17 protein-coding genes and 1 tRNA gene are annotated in these 15,212 nt (G+C 67.3%); 7 read left to right on the plus strand and 11 right to left on the minus strand.

Features of this window, described 5'->3' with window-relative positions; genetic code table 11:
- The first annotated feature begins 24 nt into the window (after positions 1-24).
- Together OHA10_RS32535 and OHA10_RS32540 are read left to right on the plus strand one after the other, a co-directional pair.
- Positions 25-639: a lysoplasmalogenase family protein gene (locus OHA10_RS32535; protein ID WP_371402586.1), complete on the plus strand. Its 615-nt coding sequence runs from the start codon at positions 25-27 to the stop codon at positions 637-639.
- 48 nt (positions 640-687) lie between these two features.
- Entirely contained in the window at positions 688-3,099 is a 2,412-nt protein-coding gene (locus tag OHA10_RS32540) for a glycosyl hydrolase (RefSeq protein ID WP_371402587.1), read from the plus strand.
- On the opposite strand, the gene OHA10_RS32545 is transcribed toward OHA10_RS32540, so the two are convergent.
- The 6 genes from OHA10_RS32545 to OHA10_RS32570 all read right to left on the minus strand — a co-directional run bounded on the left by OHA10_RS32545 (position 3,096) and on the right by OHA10_RS32570 (position 7,012).
- Complete coding sequence (locus OHA10_RS32545) at positions 3,096-3,401, minus strand: chorismate mutase (RefSeq protein ID WP_371402588.1); 306 nt, start codon at positions 3,399-3,401, stop codon at positions 3,096-3,098. The two genes, OHA10_RS32540 and OHA10_RS32545, sit on opposite strands and share 4 nt — an antisense overlap.
- A gap of 31 nt (positions 3,402-3,432) precedes the next feature.
- Entirely contained in the window at positions 3,433-4,758 is a 1,326-nt protein-coding gene (locus OHA10_RS32550) for a M20/M25/M40 family metallo-hydrolase (protein ID WP_371402589.1), read from the minus strand.
- 48 nt (positions 4,759-4,806) lie between these two features.
- Positions 4,807-5,208 carry a Rieske (2Fe-2S) protein gene (locus OHA10_RS32555; RefSeq protein ID WP_371402590.1) on the minus strand — a complete coding sequence of 134 codons (402 nt, stop codon included), beginning with the start codon at positions 5,206-5,208 and terminating at the stop codon, positions 4,807-4,809.
- Positions 5,205-5,744 carry a DUF6529 family protein gene (locus OHA10_RS32560; protein ID WP_371402591.1) on the minus strand — a complete coding sequence of 180 codons (540 nt, stop codon included), beginning with the start codon at positions 5,742-5,744 and terminating at the stop codon, positions 5,205-5,207. The genes OHA10_RS32555 and OHA10_RS32560 overlap by 4 nt, the downstream gene beginning before the upstream one ends.
- Positions 5,744-6,421 carry a hypothetical protein gene (locus tag OHA10_RS32565; RefSeq protein ID WP_371402592.1) on the minus strand — a complete coding sequence of 226 codons (678 nt, stop codon included), beginning with the start codon at positions 6,419-6,421 and terminating at the stop codon, positions 5,744-5,746. The genes OHA10_RS32560 and OHA10_RS32565 overlap by 1 nt, the downstream gene beginning before the upstream one ends.
- A gap of 102 nt (positions 6,422-6,523) precedes the next feature.
- Positions 6,524-7,012, minus strand: coding sequence for a VOC family protein (locus OHA10_RS32570; RefSeq protein ID WP_371402593.1), 489 nt, complete (start codon positions 7,010-7,012; stop codon positions 6,524-6,526).
- A 140-nt stretch (positions 7,013-7,152) separates the two neighbouring features.
- Here OHA10_RS32570 and OHA10_RS32575 point away from each other — a divergent pair.
- Positions 7,153-7,238, plus strand: a tRNA-Leu gene (locus tag OHA10_RS32575).
- A gap of 109 nt (positions 7,239-7,347) precedes the next feature.
- Here OHA10_RS32575 and OHA10_RS32580 read toward each other — a convergent pair.
- On the minus strand, positions 7,348-7,644 hold the full coding sequence (locus OHA10_RS32580) for a hypothetical protein (protein WP_371402594.1): 297 nt from the start codon (positions 7,642-7,644) through the stop codon (positions 7,348-7,350).
- A 559-nt stretch (positions 7,645-8,203) separates the two neighbouring features.
- Positions 8,204-8,785, minus strand: a complete 582-nt coding sequence (locus OHA10_RS32585) for a dihydrofolate reductase family protein (protein ID WP_371402595.1) — start codon at positions 8,783-8,785, stop codon at positions 8,204-8,206.
- A gap of 133 nt (positions 8,786-8,918) precedes the next feature.
- Between OHA10_RS32585 and OHA10_RS32590 the strand changes: the two genes are divergently transcribed.
- A complete protein-coding gene (locus OHA10_RS32590) occupies positions 8,919-9,917 on the plus strand; it encodes a sigma-70 family RNA polymerase sigma factor (protein WP_371402596.1) in 999 nt (332 codons plus the stop codon).
- Between the two features lie 62 nt (positions 9,918-9,979).
- On the opposite strand, the gene OHA10_RS32595 is transcribed toward OHA10_RS32590, so the two are convergent.
- Entirely contained in the window at positions 9,980-10,168 is a 189-nt protein-coding gene (locus OHA10_RS32595; protein WP_371408017.1) for an alpha/beta fold hydrolase, read from the minus strand.
- A 244-nt stretch (positions 10,169-10,412) separates the two neighbouring features.
- Positions 10,413-10,559, minus strand: coding sequence for a three-helix bundle dimerization domain-containing protein (locus tag OHA10_RS32600; protein ID WP_371402597.1), 147 nt, complete (start codon positions 10,557-10,559; stop codon positions 10,413-10,415).
- Between the two features lie 170 nt (positions 10,560-10,729).
- Here OHA10_RS32600 and OHA10_RS32605 point away from each other — a divergent pair, with 170 nt between their 5' ends.
- From OHA10_RS32605 to OHA10_RS32615, 3 genes are read left to right on the plus strand one after another with little or no spacing between them, the layout of a single operon-like run.
- Positions 10,730-11,515, plus strand: coding sequence for an ABC transporter ATP-binding protein (locus tag OHA10_RS32605; protein ID WP_371402598.1), 786 nt, complete (start codon positions 10,730-10,732; stop codon positions 11,513-11,515).
- Positions 11,512-12,270, plus strand: a complete 759-nt coding sequence (locus tag OHA10_RS32610) for an ABC transporter permease (RefSeq protein ID WP_371402599.1) — start codon at positions 11,512-11,514, stop codon at positions 12,268-12,270. The genes OHA10_RS32605 and OHA10_RS32610 overlap by 4 nt, the downstream gene beginning before the upstream one ends.
- Before the next feature lie 15 nt (positions 12,271-12,285).
- Positions 12,286-13,107 (plus strand): MerR family transcriptional regulator, encoded by an 822-nt coding sequence (locus OHA10_RS32615; protein WP_371402600.1) that lies wholly within the window; start codon positions 12,286-12,288, stop codon positions 13,105-13,107.
- 569 nt (positions 13,108-13,676) lie between these two features.
- Here OHA10_RS32615 and OHA10_RS32620 read toward each other — a convergent pair.
- Entirely contained in the window at positions 13,677-14,852 is a 1,176-nt protein-coding gene (locus OHA10_RS32620) for an MFS transporter (protein WP_371408018.1), read from the minus strand.
- Positions 14,853-15,212 lie beyond the last annotated feature (360 nt).

Raw genomic sequence — 15,212 nt, forward strand, 5'->3', positions numbered from 1 at the left:
CCGGGAGCAGGCAGACTCGGGGACATGAACCTGGGGCGGTTGGCACGTGGCCGGCGGGTGTTGGCGGGTTTCTGGGGTGCGACGGTCGTGCAGGTCGCCGCCGTCGCCTTTGATGTCAACATCCTCAAGCAGGCCAGCAAGGTGACGCTGATGCCGTTGCTCTGGCAATGGTCGCGGACCCAGGACGCTCCGCCGATGATCCAGGCGGCGCTGCTCGCGGCGGCCGCCGGTGACCTGCTGTTGGAGACCGATGCCCAGCTGGCAGGGATGGCGGCGTTCGCGGCGGCACATGCGTGTTATCTCGCGGTGTTTCTCGCCAATCCGGCGCAGCGGTCCTGGCGGGTGCTCGCGGCGTACGCGGCGTTGTGGGCGGCGCTGATCGCAGTACTGTCCCCTGGGCTCGGTGGCCGGCGGGTGCCGGTGGCGGCGTACGCGTTGTTGCTCACGGCAACTGCGGTGGCGTCCCGCTGGCACAACTCGCGGAGCGGTGTGGGCGGGGCGCTGTTCCTGGTCTCGGACGCGTTGATCGCGCTGCGGATGTCCGGGCGGGATTTTCCCGGGCGCGGCGCGCTGACGATGTCGACGTACGCCGTCGGTCAGTACCTGCTGACGTCAGGCGTGAGCAAATCTGACCGGTAGTGGTCATCGTCGTTGACCGTTGGTCATCTCCGCTGTGGGGTGAAGGGTATGGCGACCGTCGACGACGTACGACGACAGTTCCGGAACCCGCCGCCCGAGGGGCGGCCGATGATGCGCTGGTGGTGGTTCGGACCGTCGGTCACGCGCGACGAGCTCGACCGGGAGCTGCAGGCAATGGCCGCCGCCGGGCTGGGCGGGGTCGAGGTCGCGTTCGTCTATCCGATGGGGCCGGTGACGGCGCCGTTCGGGTCCGCGGAGCTGCTCGAGCTGGTCGGACACGCGGCGCGGACGGCGCGTTCGCTCGGGCTGCGGTTCGACGTGACGCTGGGCAGCGGCTGGTCGTACGGCGGCGGGCACATCGGGCCCGAGCACGCCGCGCGGCAGTTGCACTGGGATCGCCGGGAGATCGGCGGGGCGGCGTACGACGTACCGGTCGTGGCTGCCTGGCCCGGTGATGAGTTCGTTGCAGCTTTCCTGGGCGACGGGTCGTCGTACGTCGAGGTGCCGGTGCGCGACCGGATCATCCACGTCCCGGCCGGCGGTCAACCGCGTCAGGTCCTGATCGCCACGTCGCGTGTCACCGGGCAGCAGGTGAAGCGAGCCGCTGCCGGCGCCGAGGGGCACACGCTCGACCACTACTCGGCGGCCGCCGCGTCGGAGCACATCCGCCGCGTCGCGGAGCCATTGCTGCAGGCAGCGACTCCGGAACTGCTCGGATCGGTGTTCTGCGACAGCCTGGAGGTGTACGGCGCGGACTGGACGCCGGGGATCTTCGACGAGTTCGTCAAGCGGCGCGGGTACGAGCTGCGGCCGCGGTTGTATGAACTGCTCGTCGACACGGACGGGTCGCGGCAGCTGCGGATCGACTTCGGGCGGACGTTGTCGGAGCTGTACGAGGACAACTTCCTGAAGGTGTTCCAGCGGTGGGCGGCCGGGCACGGCGTACCGTTCCGCATCCAGAGCTACGGCGAGCCGCCGGCGACGATGAGCAGCTACCGGTTCGCGGACATCTTCGAGGGTGAGGGGTGGGGCTGGACGCGGATCCCGGAGACGCGGTGGGCGTCGTCGGCCGCCGGCATCTACGGCCGGTCAGTCGTGTCGGCAGAGGTCTGGACCTGGGTGCACTCGCCGTCGTTCCGCGCGACGCCGCTCGATCTCCAGGGTGAGGCGCACGAGCACTTCCTGTCAGGCGTCAACCAGCTCATCGGCCACGGCTGGCCGTACTCGCCGTCGAACGGCCCCGGCCTCGGCTGGATCTTCTACGCGGCCGGCGCTCTCGACGACCGCAACCCGTGGTGGCCGGCGGCAACCGATCTGTTCGCCTCACTCCACCGACTCTCCTGGCTGCTCCAGCAAGGTACGCCGGTGCGCCCGGTCAAGGTCTACATCCCGGCCTCCGACGCGTACGCCGAGACCGGCGTGAGCGAGCCGAACAACCTGTACCGCGTCGTCCGGCGCCTGATCCCGGAGAGCATCCCGCGGACGATCCGCGAGGCCGGTCTCGACTTCGACTTGATCGACGACGACGCCGTCTCGATTGTCGATCCCGCCGACGTCCCGCTGGTCGTCGTACCCGAAGGCACCACCACGCCTCCGGAGACCGCGCGCTGGCTGGATGCGGTCCGCACCTCGGGCGGCACGGTCGTCACCGACCTCGCCACTCTTGCCGAGCACCTCCCGCCGGCACCGCTCACTCCGCCCGAAGACGTCGGAGTCGTCCATCGAAGGCTCGACGACGGCGACGTGTACTTTGTCGCGAACACCGGCCCCGAGCCACGCGCTCTCACGACCGACCGGCCGATGGAACGGTGGACCGGCACGTCGATCGAGGTCATCCAGACCCTCACCCTGCACCCCTACGAGTCAGCCGTCCTGGTCGGCACCAGCCAATCCGCCGAAGCTGCCCAACCCTTCGAACCCGTCGAAGCGATCCTGGGCGCCTGGTCGGTTGCCTTCGACAACGACGTTCGTCCGGTGACCATCCCGCACCGCTGGGAGGACACCCCGGAGCTCGCGACCTACTCCGGTTCCGCCGCCTACCGAACCGAGCTCCACCTGCCCGACACCGACGGCCGGCTCTTCCTGGACTTCGGTCCCGGCACACCGGTCGACGCGGACAGCGAGCCCTACCTCCCACCCAACTCCTACCGCGCGCTCATCACCCCGCCGGTAGGCGTCGCCGCCGAGATCTACCTCAACGACACCCGCTGCGGCAGCCTCTGGGCCCCGCCGTACCGCGTCGACATCACCGACGCCGCACACGCAGGCGTCAACGTACTGCGCGTCGTCGTACACAACACCGCCGCCAACGCACTCTCCGCCGACCAGCACCTCCTTCAAGCGGCAGAAGACGTCACCGCAGAGTTCGGTCACCGCTTCGACCTCCAGCACGTCGGACACGCCGCCGACTACCTCAACTCCGGCCTGCTCGCCGTACCGACGGTCATCCGGACCAGCTAGTCCGCGGGGCGCGCCTCGGCGAGGCGTTCGTGGTGGTGGATGACTTCGGCGATGACGAAGGCGAGGAACTTCTCGGCGAAGACCGGGTCGAGACCCGACTCGGCCGCAAGCGCGCGGAGCCGAGCGACCTGCGCCTGTTCACGGGACTTGTCGGCCGGCGGCATCCCGGTGCTGGCCTTGAGCGCACCGACCTGCTGGGTGCACTTGAAGCGCTCGGCCAGCAGGTGGATCAGCGCGGCGTCGATGTTGTCGATGCTGCTGCGCAGCCGGATGAGCTCCTCAGTGGCGTTGTCTGCGATCACGCACCTAGCTTCTCAGGCCGCCGGTCCGAGCTCAGGCCTGGTCCAGGAAACGGTCCAGCACCCGCGAGCCGAACTCGAGCGCCGACGTCGGCACGCGCTCGTCGATACCGTGGAACATCCCCATGAAATCCAGGTCCGGCGGCAGCTGCAGCGGCACGAATCCGAAGCACCGCACGCCGAGCCGGCTCCAGGACTTGGCGTCCGTGCCACCCGACATCAGCAGCGGCGCGGTCCGGCTCTGCGGATCCTCGGCTGCCAGGCACGCCTTCATCGCCTCGACCAGCCCGCCGCTGAACTCGGTCTCCAGCGCGATGTCCTGTACGACGGTCTCCCGCTGCACCTTGTCGCCGAGCAGCTCGTCGATCGTCGCGAAGAACTCGTCCTCGTACCCGGGCAGGAACCGCCCGTCGATATGCGCCTCGGCGTCGCCGGGGATCACGTTGACCTTGTAGCCGGCGTTCAGCATCGTCGGGTTCGACGTGTTGCGGATCGTGGCGCCGAACATCCGGCTGAACGTGCCCAGCTTGGCGAGCGTCGCGGTCATGTCGTCGGGGTCGAGCTCGACCTCGAGCACATCCTCCAGCGTCTTCAGGAACTCGCGCACCGTCGGCGTGACCCGCAGCGGCCACTCGTGCCCGCCGATCCGGGTCACCGCCTCGACCAGGTTGGTCACCGCGTTGTCGTTGTTCACCATCGACCCGTGACCCGCCGTACCGCGGGCCTTCAGGCGCATCCAGTTCATGCCCTTCTCAGCCGTCTCGATCAGGTACAGCCGGAGGTCGTCCTTGACCGTGATCGAGAAACCGCCGACCTCGCCGATGCCCTCGGTGCAATCCGCGACGGTGTCGGGGTGGTTGTTGGTCAGCCACTGCGCGCCGTACACGCCGCCGGCCTCTTCATCGGCGGTGAACACGAGGCGGACCGGCCGCCGCGGCTTCACGCCGGCGCGCTGCCGGGCGCGGACCACCGACAGCACCATCGCGTCGAAGTCCTTCATGTCGACCGCGCCGCGACCCCAGACGCAGCCGTCGAAGATCTCCCCGGAGAACGGGTCGACCTTCCAGTCCTTCGGATCGGCCGGTACGACGTCCAGGTGGCCGTGCACCAGCAGCGGGTCCGCATTCTGGTCCTCGCCGTCCCAGTGGGCGACCAGCGTCGCGCGCCCCGGCTCCGACTCGTAGATCGTCGACTCGATCCCGACCTCGTCGAGCTTGGCCGCGACGTACTCGGCCGCGACCCGCTCCCCGTTGCTCTTGCCGTTGCCGTAGTTCGTGGTGTCGATCCGGATCAGCTCACTGCAGAGCTCCACCACCTCGGCGTCGGGGGTGTACGACGGACGGTCGCTGAGGTTCGTCATGGGGCCCATCCTCTCCCACGTTCGCGCTCAGGGCATCCTCAGGTCTGGTCAGACCAGCGTGATCGAGTCGCCGGAGATCGTGATCTGCTTCGGCGGCAGCGGACGCGGGGCCGGTCCGGCCACGACCGAGCCGTCCTTCACGGAGTACTTGCTGCCGTGACACGGGCAGTCGATGGTGCCGTTGGCAACAGTCGTGACCTGGCAGCCCTGGTGGGTGCAGGTCGAGCTGAACGCCTTGAACGTCCCCTTCACCGGTTGCGTGACGACGACCTGGTTCTGGTCGAAGATCTTCCCCTCGCCGACCGGGATCTCCGCGGTCTTGCCGAGTACGGCGTTCGCCGGCGCGGTCTGCGATGGGGTGCTCGAGCTTTCGCCGTACTTCGAGCAGCCCGCGGCTGTCGCTCCGAGAGCGACGGCCAGCACTGCGCGACGGCCTGGTTGCTGTGTCATCGGATCACTCCGAACGTGGTGAAGAACCAGAGCGACGAGGTCAGCCACAGACCGACCAGCGCCGTGAACACGGCCCCGCCGACGACGGGCAGGAGCCATTTGGGGGCGTCTGTCCGGCTGAGGGTAAGCATCTTCGCGACGAACGCGCCGTAGAAGAAGCAGCCCAGGAGGGAGTGGATCAGTACGCGCGGTTCGCCGTACTCGAAGCCGAGTGCATAGAGGCAGTGCGCGACCACCGGGAGCGTGAACGCAACGGCGACGCGGCCGGACCAGCGATGGAGCGGCCCGACCCACGGGCGGGTGGGCAGGCGGCCGTAGAGCGACATGGCCGAGATCAGCTGGACGATCCCGAAAAGGAGAGCGATGGTCGTGAGCCAGGTCTTCACCGACTGGAAGCTGGAGAAGCCGGCGAGGTTGATCGCGACGCCGGCTGGGTCGTGGAGGCGGCCGTAGACGCCGAGCGCGACCGCTACGGCGGCGCCGACCGACAGCGGTACCGCGACTCTGGTCGCGTGCTGGACCTGTGCGGTGCTCATCAGAACGTCTCATCTCCGACGATTGCTCGGGCGGTCACGGGTACGCCGTTCACGCTCGCGGCGCGGGTCGTCGTGTCGAGCGGCGGGGCCGGGGCCGGCGTACCGTCGTTGTCCACCCCGACCTGCTTGCCGTCGGGCAGGACGATCCAGCCGATGGTGCTGGTGGAGTTCCGCGCGCGGTAGAGGCCGGCTGGTGGGCCGGCCTTCCCGATCGCGAATCGCAGCGTGCGACCACTGAGGGTGAAGGTGCCGGTGGCGGTGTTGTTGGTGATGGCGGCGGTCAGGCGTTCGCCGGACTTCGAGCGGAGTACGAGCTGGCCGTTGCGGTAGGTGCCGACCAGCCAGGCCTCCAGGCTCCGGCCGTCGCAGACATACGCCGCGGCTCGCTCGCCCTTGGTCGCGATCGCCAACGAGGCTTCACGTTCATTGGTCCGTCCTGCATAGACCGCGGGTGGCTTGGCCGGCGCCGTCGAGGCGGGCTTGGTCGGTGTCTGCGGCACCGTCGGAGGGGGCGTCGTCGGGGACTCCGACGGGATGACGGTCCCTTGCGGCGTCGCGGTCGGCGCCGGGTTGCTCGCGGTCGTCGGGTTGCCGGTCTGGGTGCTGTTGACCACCAGGAACGCGACGAGCCCGACGGCCGTCGCCGCCAACGTCACCAACGGACTTCGCTGCCCCATCGCCGCCCCACCGCCCCGAGACTCGGTCCGACGCCGGTCTCACCCCGAGACGAGGATCCCGCCGACGCTTCACCGGGTCAACGGCTCAGCAGCCGGGCCGGTTCAGAGAACCTTCAGTCCGTACATCTCCCCGAGCGGATCCGAGATCAGTTCGATCCGCGCGCCGTCGGGGTCGCGGAAGTAGATCGACGTACCGCTCTCCTCCTGGAACTCGACGCCGTGCTCGGTCAGGCTCTCCTTCAGCTGCTCCCACCGCGACGGCTCGACCGAGATCGCCATGTGATGCAGTCCGCCGAGCACCTCGGCGTACGGCCCGAGGTCGAGCCCGGGGAAGTCGAAGAACGCGAGCAGGTTCCCGTTCCCGATGTCGAAGAAGAAGTGCGTCGAGCCCTCGTAGTCCCGGTTCCCGACCATCTCGGTCAACGGGAACCCGAGCACGTCCTGGTAGAACTTCACCGTCCGCTCGACATCCGCACACAACAACGCGGTGTGATGCAACCCACGCGCCGAACTGACCCCGCCCGGCTTCAGATACGCACTCCGGATCCGGTCCCGCTCCGCCTCGATCGCACCCAGCTCGATCTCCGTCATCCCACCCCACCCTTCTCCTTGAACCCGAAACTACCCCCACCCCAACACTCCGTCACCACCCCCACCCGCCCGATGTGAATTCCACCCCTGGAGTTTGCTACTGTTCTCCGGTCGGCACCGCACCCCGGTGCAGACCACTCGTCCGGGTGGCGGAATAGGCAGACGCGCTAGCTTGAGGTGCTAGTGCCCTTCGCGGGGCGTGGGGGTTCAAGTCCCCCCTCGGACACTGAAACACTCGCTTCACCCCAAGCAAGCGGCACTCCGGTGCCGCTTTTGTGGTTCTGGGACAGGTTGCCTGCAACAACCAAATTGCTGCCGACTACCCGCACACGGAATCAGTTGGCGGCGGAGAGTGCGGCTGCCTCGCGGGGGCGCTCGTCGAGGTCGGCGAAAGCGTCGACCATTTTGTCGAGGGCGACCGTGCCTCCCGTGGCAAGCAGGAGCGGTACGGCGCAGGGAGCGAAATCGCCGAGCACCCTCAAGCGCGGTTCCTGGAAGTCCGGATCAGTGACGGCAGCAAGCAACTGGGCAAGAGCCTCTTCGCACTCGTCGCTGTGAGCCATCTGGATGGCCCAGCCCGTGAGGCCCTTGAGTGAGCTGTCAGCGGTTTCGAGCAAGGTGCGCTCAAGCACAGTTGTCGGACTCGCGGCCGCAGATCGTGCGCTCTCGATTTCCTCGAGCGCACTCCCGGAGTCTGTGAGGTCGGCCGCCAGCGTTTCGGCTACGTCCCAGCGGCAAGCGAGGCAGTCCAGGGCGCCCTGGCCACGAACGTCGCCTTGTGATCGTCGGTGTCCTCCGTCACAAGGGCGCCAACGGCTCTTACGCGTTCCTCGGCCTGCGGTGACGGCAGCCGCTCGAGCGCCCTGAGGTACCCGGGGACCGCCCTGGGCGTCGCGGCGACTCGTTCGGCCGCCAGGTCAAGAACGCGCTCCCCCTCGGTCTGGTCCAACGCCGACCATGTGACGCCAACGGACGCCAAGTCGGCGGCATCGGCTTCACCGGAAGAGCGATCTCAGCAGCACGGCACAGCTCTCGAGCTGCGTCTGGTGCCTTCTCCGACAGCAGGTTCGCGCAACTCACCGCGGCGCTGACCGTCGTCTCGACGGATATAACCAGTCCCCACCAAGACACACGAACAGATGTGATCGACGCTGGTCCAGTCGGGGTTCACGGCCCGGCCGGGTGGCTGCGTCAGAGGATGGGCTGATAGATGTGGAGGGCGAGGTCCTCGCCGACGGGTCGGGTGTTGATCAGGCGTAGATCCGTGGCGTCGCTGGTGTCGGTGAAGAGTCGCGAGCCGGTGCCGACCACGACCGGGTAGGTCATCAGCCGCAGCTCGTTCACCAGGTTGTGCTCCCACAGCGTGTGCACGAGTCGACCGCTGCCGTACAGGACGATGTCGCCGTCGATCTGTTCCTTCAACTTCGCGACCTCCTCCGGTACGTCGCCCTTCAGGACGGTCACGTTGCCCCAATCCGGACCTTCGAGGGCTGACGACGACACGACGTACTTCGGCAGGGTCCGCAACCTGTCGGCCCACGCACCGGCACGCGACGTCGCCCAGCCACGCGCCAGAAACCACTCGTAACTGCGGCGCCCCATCAGCAGGGCCTCAGCTCCGAGCGCCTCGTTCAGCTCGACTTCGGCCCATACACCGCGGGTCGTGTCTCCAATCCGCGCAAACCAGTTGCCACGCCCGCCGTCGTCCTCGCCGGTCGGATCCTCGATCACTCCGTCGATCGAGATGTTTTCGCTGACGATCAGCTTTCCCATGGCAGTGCTCCTTCTGTCAGTGTTGTCGACTACCACTGGGACTGACGCCACGACGTACGCAAAGGAGGCGCTCCTCAACCGCCCCTTTCGGCCTTCGGCCGACGTCTACACAGGTGGAAGGAAGGTGGAGTTGATGGGAGCTGACCTGATCAGCCGAGCGCGGGCCGGAGACGGCGAGGCGTTCCGGGCGCTGTCCGAGCCGCACCGCCGCGAATTGCAGGTGCACTGCTACCGGATGCTCGGATCGTTCCACGACGCCGAGGACGCACTTCAGGACGCCATGCTGTCCGCCTGGCGCGGCCTCGGAGGGTACGACGGCCGCGCGTCGATCCGCACCTGGCTGTACCGAATTGCCACGAACAGATGCCTCAGTACGCTGCGCTCAGCCGGCCGCCGGCCTGCGAAGGCCTGGGACATTCCCGGCGTCGAGCCGCCCGAACCCACCCGGCTCGGCGAAATCGTCTGGCTCGAGCCGTTCCCCGACGTACTCCTCGAAGACGCGATGCACGTACCGCTCGGACCCGAGGCCCGCTACGAACAGACCGAATCGATCTCACTCGCCTTCGTCACCGCGCTGCAGCTCCTCCCACCCCGCCAGATCGCCGTACTGATCCTGCGCGACGTCCTCGGCTTTCACGCGAACGAAGTCGCCGAAATGCTCGACACCACCGTCGAATCGGTCAAGAGCGCCCTCAAACGAGCACGCGCCGGCGTACAGAGCCGACGAGCCGACCAGGAACCCCCTCCAGCCGCAGACTCACCCGCCGAGAACACCCTCGTCACGAGCTTCGTCCAGGCCTGGGAGACCGCCGACATCGACGCCCTCGTCGCGCTCCTCACCGACGACGTCTTCATGTCCATGCCGCCTCTCCCCTTCGAGTACCAAGGCCGCGAAGTCGTCCGCCAGTTCTGCGCCACCCTCTTCGGCGCCGGCCGCAGATTCGACCTGATCCCAACCCGCGCGAACGGCCAACCGGCCTTCGGCGCCTACCTCCAGGCCCCGAACGGCACCCGCCACGGAACTGGCCTCTACGTCCTCACCCTCAACCGCGACCACATCACGGCCATGACCCGCTTCGAGAACGACACCCTCCAACCCTTCGGCCTCCCCCGTTCCCTTCCGGGCCGATAGCACGGCAAATACGTCTCCGGCGTCCCTGTGCAACTCTCCCGACGGCATCGAGATCGAGCTGTTCAGTCCGTCGACATGATCGCCTCGACGATTGTGGCGGCGTACTGGTCCGGGGCTTCCTCCCAGATGAAGTGGCCGGAGTCGACCGCCACTAGGCGGCTGTTGGGGAGGCGGGCATCGAGGAACTCCGCGTTGGACAGCGGTACGACGCGGTCGTGGCGGCCGTTGATCAGCGTGACCGGCGTGGTGATACGGGCTCGTCAGCAGCACCGTCGTCCGGTGCGGTCCGCCGCTGTCGGCGTACCTGATCCGAACTCCGTCGACGGCGCGGTGCTGAGTGTTGGGGATGGTCATGGCCGACGTCCTTCCGGGTACGGCGTACGGGATGTGCGCTGAATCCACACTCGCCCCACGGCCGCTCCTTCGCGCCAGGTGGATTCACCGGCCGATCGCCCGGCGTTCAGATCAAACTCTCGAGCCTCTGCCGTGCAGTGGTCAGGGCTCCCACAACCGCTGCTTGGCGTCCCGCTCGACGAGCGACGGCGCAAAATCCCGGATCGGCACGTCCTCGAACTCGGGCCGAGCCTCACTCACGACCTGAGACACCTTGTCCGCGTCATTCGGTGAGGAAAGCATCGACATCGTGAGCGAATTCCGACTGCTGCTGGAACAGGAATCCCGGGGCGGCGTCGGGTTGCAGCTTCAGGCGGGCCTGCCCCGCGACTTGACCTTGACGCGGCGTCAGCCCTGCATCCTGTGTGGCAGACCGCTTCTCCCAGCTGACGGAGACGGCTCCACAAAGGAGACAGGTGATGACGACGTTGATCGAGAAGAGCCGGCAGAGCGTCGGTCCGGCGATCCGGGTGCGGGGCCTGGAGAAGTCGTACGGGAAGCTGGAGGTTCTGCGTGGCGTGGACTTCGAAGTGTCGCGTGGCAGCATCTTCGCGTTGCTCGGGTCCAACGGCGCGGGCAAGACCACCACTATCAAGATCCTCGCCACACTCCTGAAGGCCGACGCGGGGTCCGCGATGGTCAACGACTTCGACATCGCCACGCAGGCCGCGCAGGTGCGCGGTTCAATCAGCCTGACCGGACAGTTCGCCGCTGTCGACGAGATCCTCAGCGGCCAGGAGAACCTCGTGCTTGTGGCCAAGCTGCGGCACCTCGACGACCCGGTCGTGATCGCGGACGGCCTGCTGGATCGTTTCTCGCTGACCGAGGCGGCCACGCGCAGGGTGTCGACGTACTCCGGTGGCATGCGCCGCCGCTTGGACATCGCGATGAGCCTGATCGGGGATTCGCCGGTGATCTTCCTGGACGAGCCGACCGCCGGACTCGACCCGGAGGCTCGCATCGAGGTGTGGCAGACAGTCAAGGAGCTCGCCGGCTCCGGTACGACGGTGCTGCTCACCACGCAGTACCTCGACGAGGCCGAGCAACTGGCCGACCAGATCGCGATCCTGCACCAGGGCCGGATCATCGCCAACGGCACGCTCGCCGAGCTCAAACAGCTCTTCCCACCCGCGCAGGTCGAGTACGTCGAGAAGCAGCCGACGCTCGAGGAGATCTTCCTGGCCATCATTGGAGACAAGCGATGACGACCTACTTCTTCAGTGACACCCTCGCCCTGACGGTTCGGACGTTGCGGCACATCACCCGCAGCCTGGACACCATCATCACGACCGTCCTCACGCCCGTCGCCTTGATGCTGATGTTCGTCTACGTGTTCGGCGGCGCTATCTCCACCGGATCGAAGTACATCAACTTCATGCTGCCCGGCATTCTGCTGATCACGATCGCGTCCGGCATCTCCTACACCGCGTTCCGCCTCTTCATGGACCTGAAGAGCGGGATCCTCGAGCGCTTCCAGTCCATGCCGATCGCCCGGTCCGGCCTACTGTGGGCCCACGTCGTCACCTCCATGGTCGCCAACCTGATCGCGCTGGTGATCGTCGTCGGCGTCGCTCTGCTCATGGGCTTCCGCTCGAGCGCCGGCGTACAGGCTTGGCTCGCGGTAACCGGCATCCTGCTCCTGTCGACGCTGGCGTTGACCTGGCTCGCCGTGATCCCCGGGCTCACCGCGGGATCGGTCGAGAGCGCGGGCGCGTTCGCCTACCCGCTCATCTTTCTGCCGTTCGTGAGCTCGGCGTTCGTGCCCACGCAGACCATGCCCGGCCCGGTGCGGTGGTTCGCCGAGCACCAGCCGGTCACATCGATCGTCAACACGATCCGTGCACTGTTCGCTCAGCAACCGGTCGGCAACGACATCTGGACTGCGCTGGCCTGGTGCGTCGGCGTACTTGTCGTGGCGTACCTGCTGGCGATGGTCGCCTATCGCCGGAAGTCCGCCTGAGGCAGGCTTGGGCCCATGCTCACCATCAGCCAGCTGGCGACGTACGCCGGTGTGACGGTGCGGGCCGTGCGGCACTATCACCAGATCGGGCTGCTGCCGGAGCCTGCGCGCGACCGGTCCGGGTACCGGTCGTACGACTCGGGTGCCGTCGTACGGCTAATCCGGATCCACACCCTGGCCGACGCCGGCGTGCCGCTGGCCCGGGTACAGGAACTCCTCGATGCCGCGCCTCAGGAGTTCGCGGACGGCGTACACGAGATCGACAGGGACCTGCGTGCGGAGATCCGGCGATTGCAGGCCAGCCGCCGCCGGCTCGCCAGGCTGGCGGTCGGCGAGCAGCTGGCACTCCCGCAGAGCGTCGTGGATTACCTGGACCGGCTGCGCGGTCACGGCGTCAGCGAGCGCTACCTCGAGATGGAGCGCGACGCGTGGATCATGATCGCCGCGCAGGTGCCCGATGTGATCGATGCCATGATCGCCGCCAAGCACCAGCAGCTGGAGGATCCCGATGCGCAGAAGCTCTACAGCCTGGTGAGCGAAGCCGTCGACAACCAGGGTGACGATGCCTTGCTCGTCGAGATCGCCGACATCCTCGAACGCCTGTACCTCCGCGCCGCCGAGGCCGGTCAGCTGGGCGACGAACCGTTCGACGATCAACTCATCGAGCTCTTGGATGCGGTCATGCTCGAGTCCGCGCCCGAAGCAGCGCGGCTACTCGCGATCATGGAGGAACGGGGCTGGAAGGGCTGGACCCGCATCGAGCGCGTGCCGCCGAGAGTCCCTATCCCCAGCCCGGAACCGCCGGCCGACCCTCACCACGGGAGCGAGCCTGACTGATGGCGCCGAAACGTGTAGCTAGCGATCATGCTCACCTGCAGCCTCATACTCGCGAAGTCGTGATGTCCATCAGCTTGCCGAGATACTTGATATCTAACGGATCCTGCTTGTTGCCTTGCCAAATGATAGTTGTCTGAAGCACCTTATTTTCGGGTAGCATCAGAACGAGGTTGCCTCCGATGACCCTAGCGTCGTTGTAGCCCTCGAAGTCTTTGGCGAGGGCGCCTACCCTAGCGGCGACCCGACCCCGCGGAGCTTCCCAGGCTGCCAGATGCCCCGCCCCGGATACACCAACGGCACCTATGTCCACTATGCGCGCTCTGCGACGACTGCAGCAGTACAACGAAGCGAACGTCTCCTTCAAGCGAATGGTTCGGGCGGCTAGCGCAGCGTCAGCCGGAAGTGTCCGATCCACAGCTGTCAAAAGGCTGAATCATCAGGCGAGTGCGCTCGGATCGCCCGGCATTGAGGCACTCGATGGACCAGGTCTAGTTCGGAGAAATCGTCAGATTATTCAACTGACTTGGAGCCCGGCCCATATAGCCACCCCGACGATGTAGCCCTCCAAGTCAGTGCCGCAGACCACGGCCCCAAGGCCCGCGCCGGGCGAACACCATCGCGCCGTACAGCACCGCGGCTACTACAGCGGCCGCGGCCGGCAGCACGAACAGACGCGGGATACCCAGGCTGTCACCCGCAATGCCTGTGTAGAGACCGCCGAGCGCTCCGGAGACCATCACCGAACTGCTGAACGTGTTCGTCGCGGTGGCGAGCCGTTCGGGCACGAGGTCTTGAGCGATCGCAACGCCCAACGCGCCCGTCGCCGCGACGGCGACCGACATGAACACCTGGCCGATCGCGATCGCGACGAGGTTCTGCGCGACGGCGTAGGACAGGTAGGCCCCGAACGCTGCCACGATGCCGAGCGCGAACACCCTCAGCGCGCCGAACCGCCCGGCGAGCCGGGCCAACGTGGCCATGAAGACGACCTCCAGCAGCGGCTGCAACGAGATGACCGCGCCACGGGCGAACGCGCTCACGCGCAGGGTCTCGGCCATGTAGATCGACAGGAACGACAGTTTGATCGACTCACCCGACATCACCAGCACACCGACCGCCGTGAACATCGCCAACAACGCGAACCGGCCTGGCGGCACGGCCGGCTCGGCTTCTCGAGCTGCCACAGCAGTCGCATCCGAGCGCGGCTTCGTACGCTCCGAGGGCAGGTGCCGACCGGCCAGGACCACAGGAACCACCCCGACGGCCGACAACGCGGCCGTGGCCAGCAGCGTCTCCCGCAGCCCGGCCACCGCGGCGAGCCACGCACCGAGCGCCGGCCCAGTGATCCAGCCGACCGCCTGGCTGATCCGCAACAGCGCGAGAACACCGTACCGCGACGGTGTCGGATGCCGTTCCAGATAGCGACGGGCCACGGTGAACAGCAGTCCACCAGAGGTGCCGGCCAGACTGAGGACCGCGACGTTCACCACGTACGGCACCCACGGCTGCTCCCACACCGCAATCACGGTCCAGCCCGCGGCAGCAAGCAGCGAACCTCCCACGGCGAGCGGGATCGGCTTGTCGAATCGGTCCGAGAGCGCGCCGACGAGGAACCCGGCGGCCGGGGCAGCCAGGTTCGTCACGTAGTACAGCCCGGCGGCCCGCACCGACAGATGCAGCTCCTGAGTCAGGAAGAGGCCCATCTGCGGCCAGCTCAACGACAGGGCAAAGCCCGACAGCAACATGGCCACGAAAAGCCATCGCAGCACGACATGCCCGATCAAGTAACGCCAGGCAGACTCCGTAGCCACCTCGACTTGCGGTGATCGCATCGATGCGCTGTCTCCTGGTCAAGGTGCACGGTGTGCCACGCGCTGCGGAAATCCCTCGAAGAGGCGGACACGCCGGGCACGCACATTTTCACAGATCCCCTGACCACCCACGTCAACCGGCCCCGCCTCTGCGAGTGGGCCAGCGCCCGGACCGGCCGACATTGGTCGCGGCGGCTACACGGCCCCGCTCACGCTGTTTAGCCCCGCGACCTCGACGCCATCGCGGCTGATATCGCCAACGAGACCTTCGCGGAGTTCGGCGCCGGTCTCACG

The organism is Kribbella sp. NBC_00662 (assembly GCF_041430295.1).
GTDB lineage: Bacteria > Actinomycetota > Actinomycetes > Propionibacteriales > Kribbellaceae > Kribbella.

Bases quoted from the DNA above. Each gene is read 5' to 3' on its own strand.
- OHA10_RS32535 (WP_371402586.1), top strand. From the start codon at position 25: ATGAACCTGGGGCGGTTGGCACGTGGCCGGCGGGTGTTGGCGGGTTTC.
- OHA10_RS32540 (WP_371402587.1), top strand. From the start codon at position 688: ATGGCGACCGTCGACGACGTACGACGACAGTTCCGGAACCCGCCGCCC.
- OHA10_RS32550 (WP_371402589.1), bottom strand. From the start codon at position 4,758: ATGACGAACCTCAGCGACCGTCCGTCGTACACCCCCGACGCCGAGGTG.
- OHA10_RS32555 (WP_371402590.1), bottom strand. From the start codon at position 5,208: ATGACACAGCAACCAGGCCGTCGCGCAGTGCTGGCCGTCGCTCTCGGA.
- OHA10_RS32560 (WP_371402591.1), bottom strand. From the start codon at position 5,744: ATGAGCACCGCACAGGTCCAGCACGCGACCAGAGTCGCGGTACCGCTG.
- OHA10_RS32565 (WP_371402592.1), bottom strand. From the start codon at position 6,421: ATGGGGCAGCGAAGTCCGTTGGTGACGTTGGCGGCGACGGCCGTCGGG.
- OHA10_RS32570 (WP_371402593.1), bottom strand. From the start codon at position 7,012: ATGACGGAGATCGAGCTGGGTGCGATCGAGGCGGAGCGGGACCGGATC.
- OHA10_RS32585 (WP_371402595.1), bottom strand. From the start codon at position 8,785: ATGGGAAAGCTGATCGTCAGCGAAAACATCTCGATCGACGGAGTGATC.
- OHA10_RS32590 (WP_371402596.1), top strand. From the start codon at position 8,919: ATGGGAGCTGACCTGATCAGCCGAGCGCGGGCCGGAGACGGCGAGGCG.
- OHA10_RS32600 (WP_371402597.1), bottom strand. From the start codon at position 10,559: ATGTCGATGCTTTCCTCACCGAATGACGCGGACAAGGTGTCTCAGGTC.
- OHA10_RS32605 (WP_371402598.1), top strand. From the start codon at position 10,730: ATGACGACGTTGATCGAGAAGAGCCGGCAGAGCGTCGGTCCGGCGATC.
- OHA10_RS32610 (WP_371402599.1), top strand. From the start codon at position 11,512: ATGACGACCTACTTCTTCAGTGACACCCTCGCCCTGACGGTTCGGACG.
- OHA10_RS32615 (WP_371402600.1), top strand. From the start codon at position 12,286: ATGCTCACCATCAGCCAGCTGGCGACGTACGCCGGTGTGACGGTGCGG.
- OHA10_RS32620 (WP_371408018.1), bottom strand. From the start codon at position 14,852: ATGTTGCTGTCGGGCTTTGCCCTGTCGTTGAGCTGGCCGCAGATGGGC.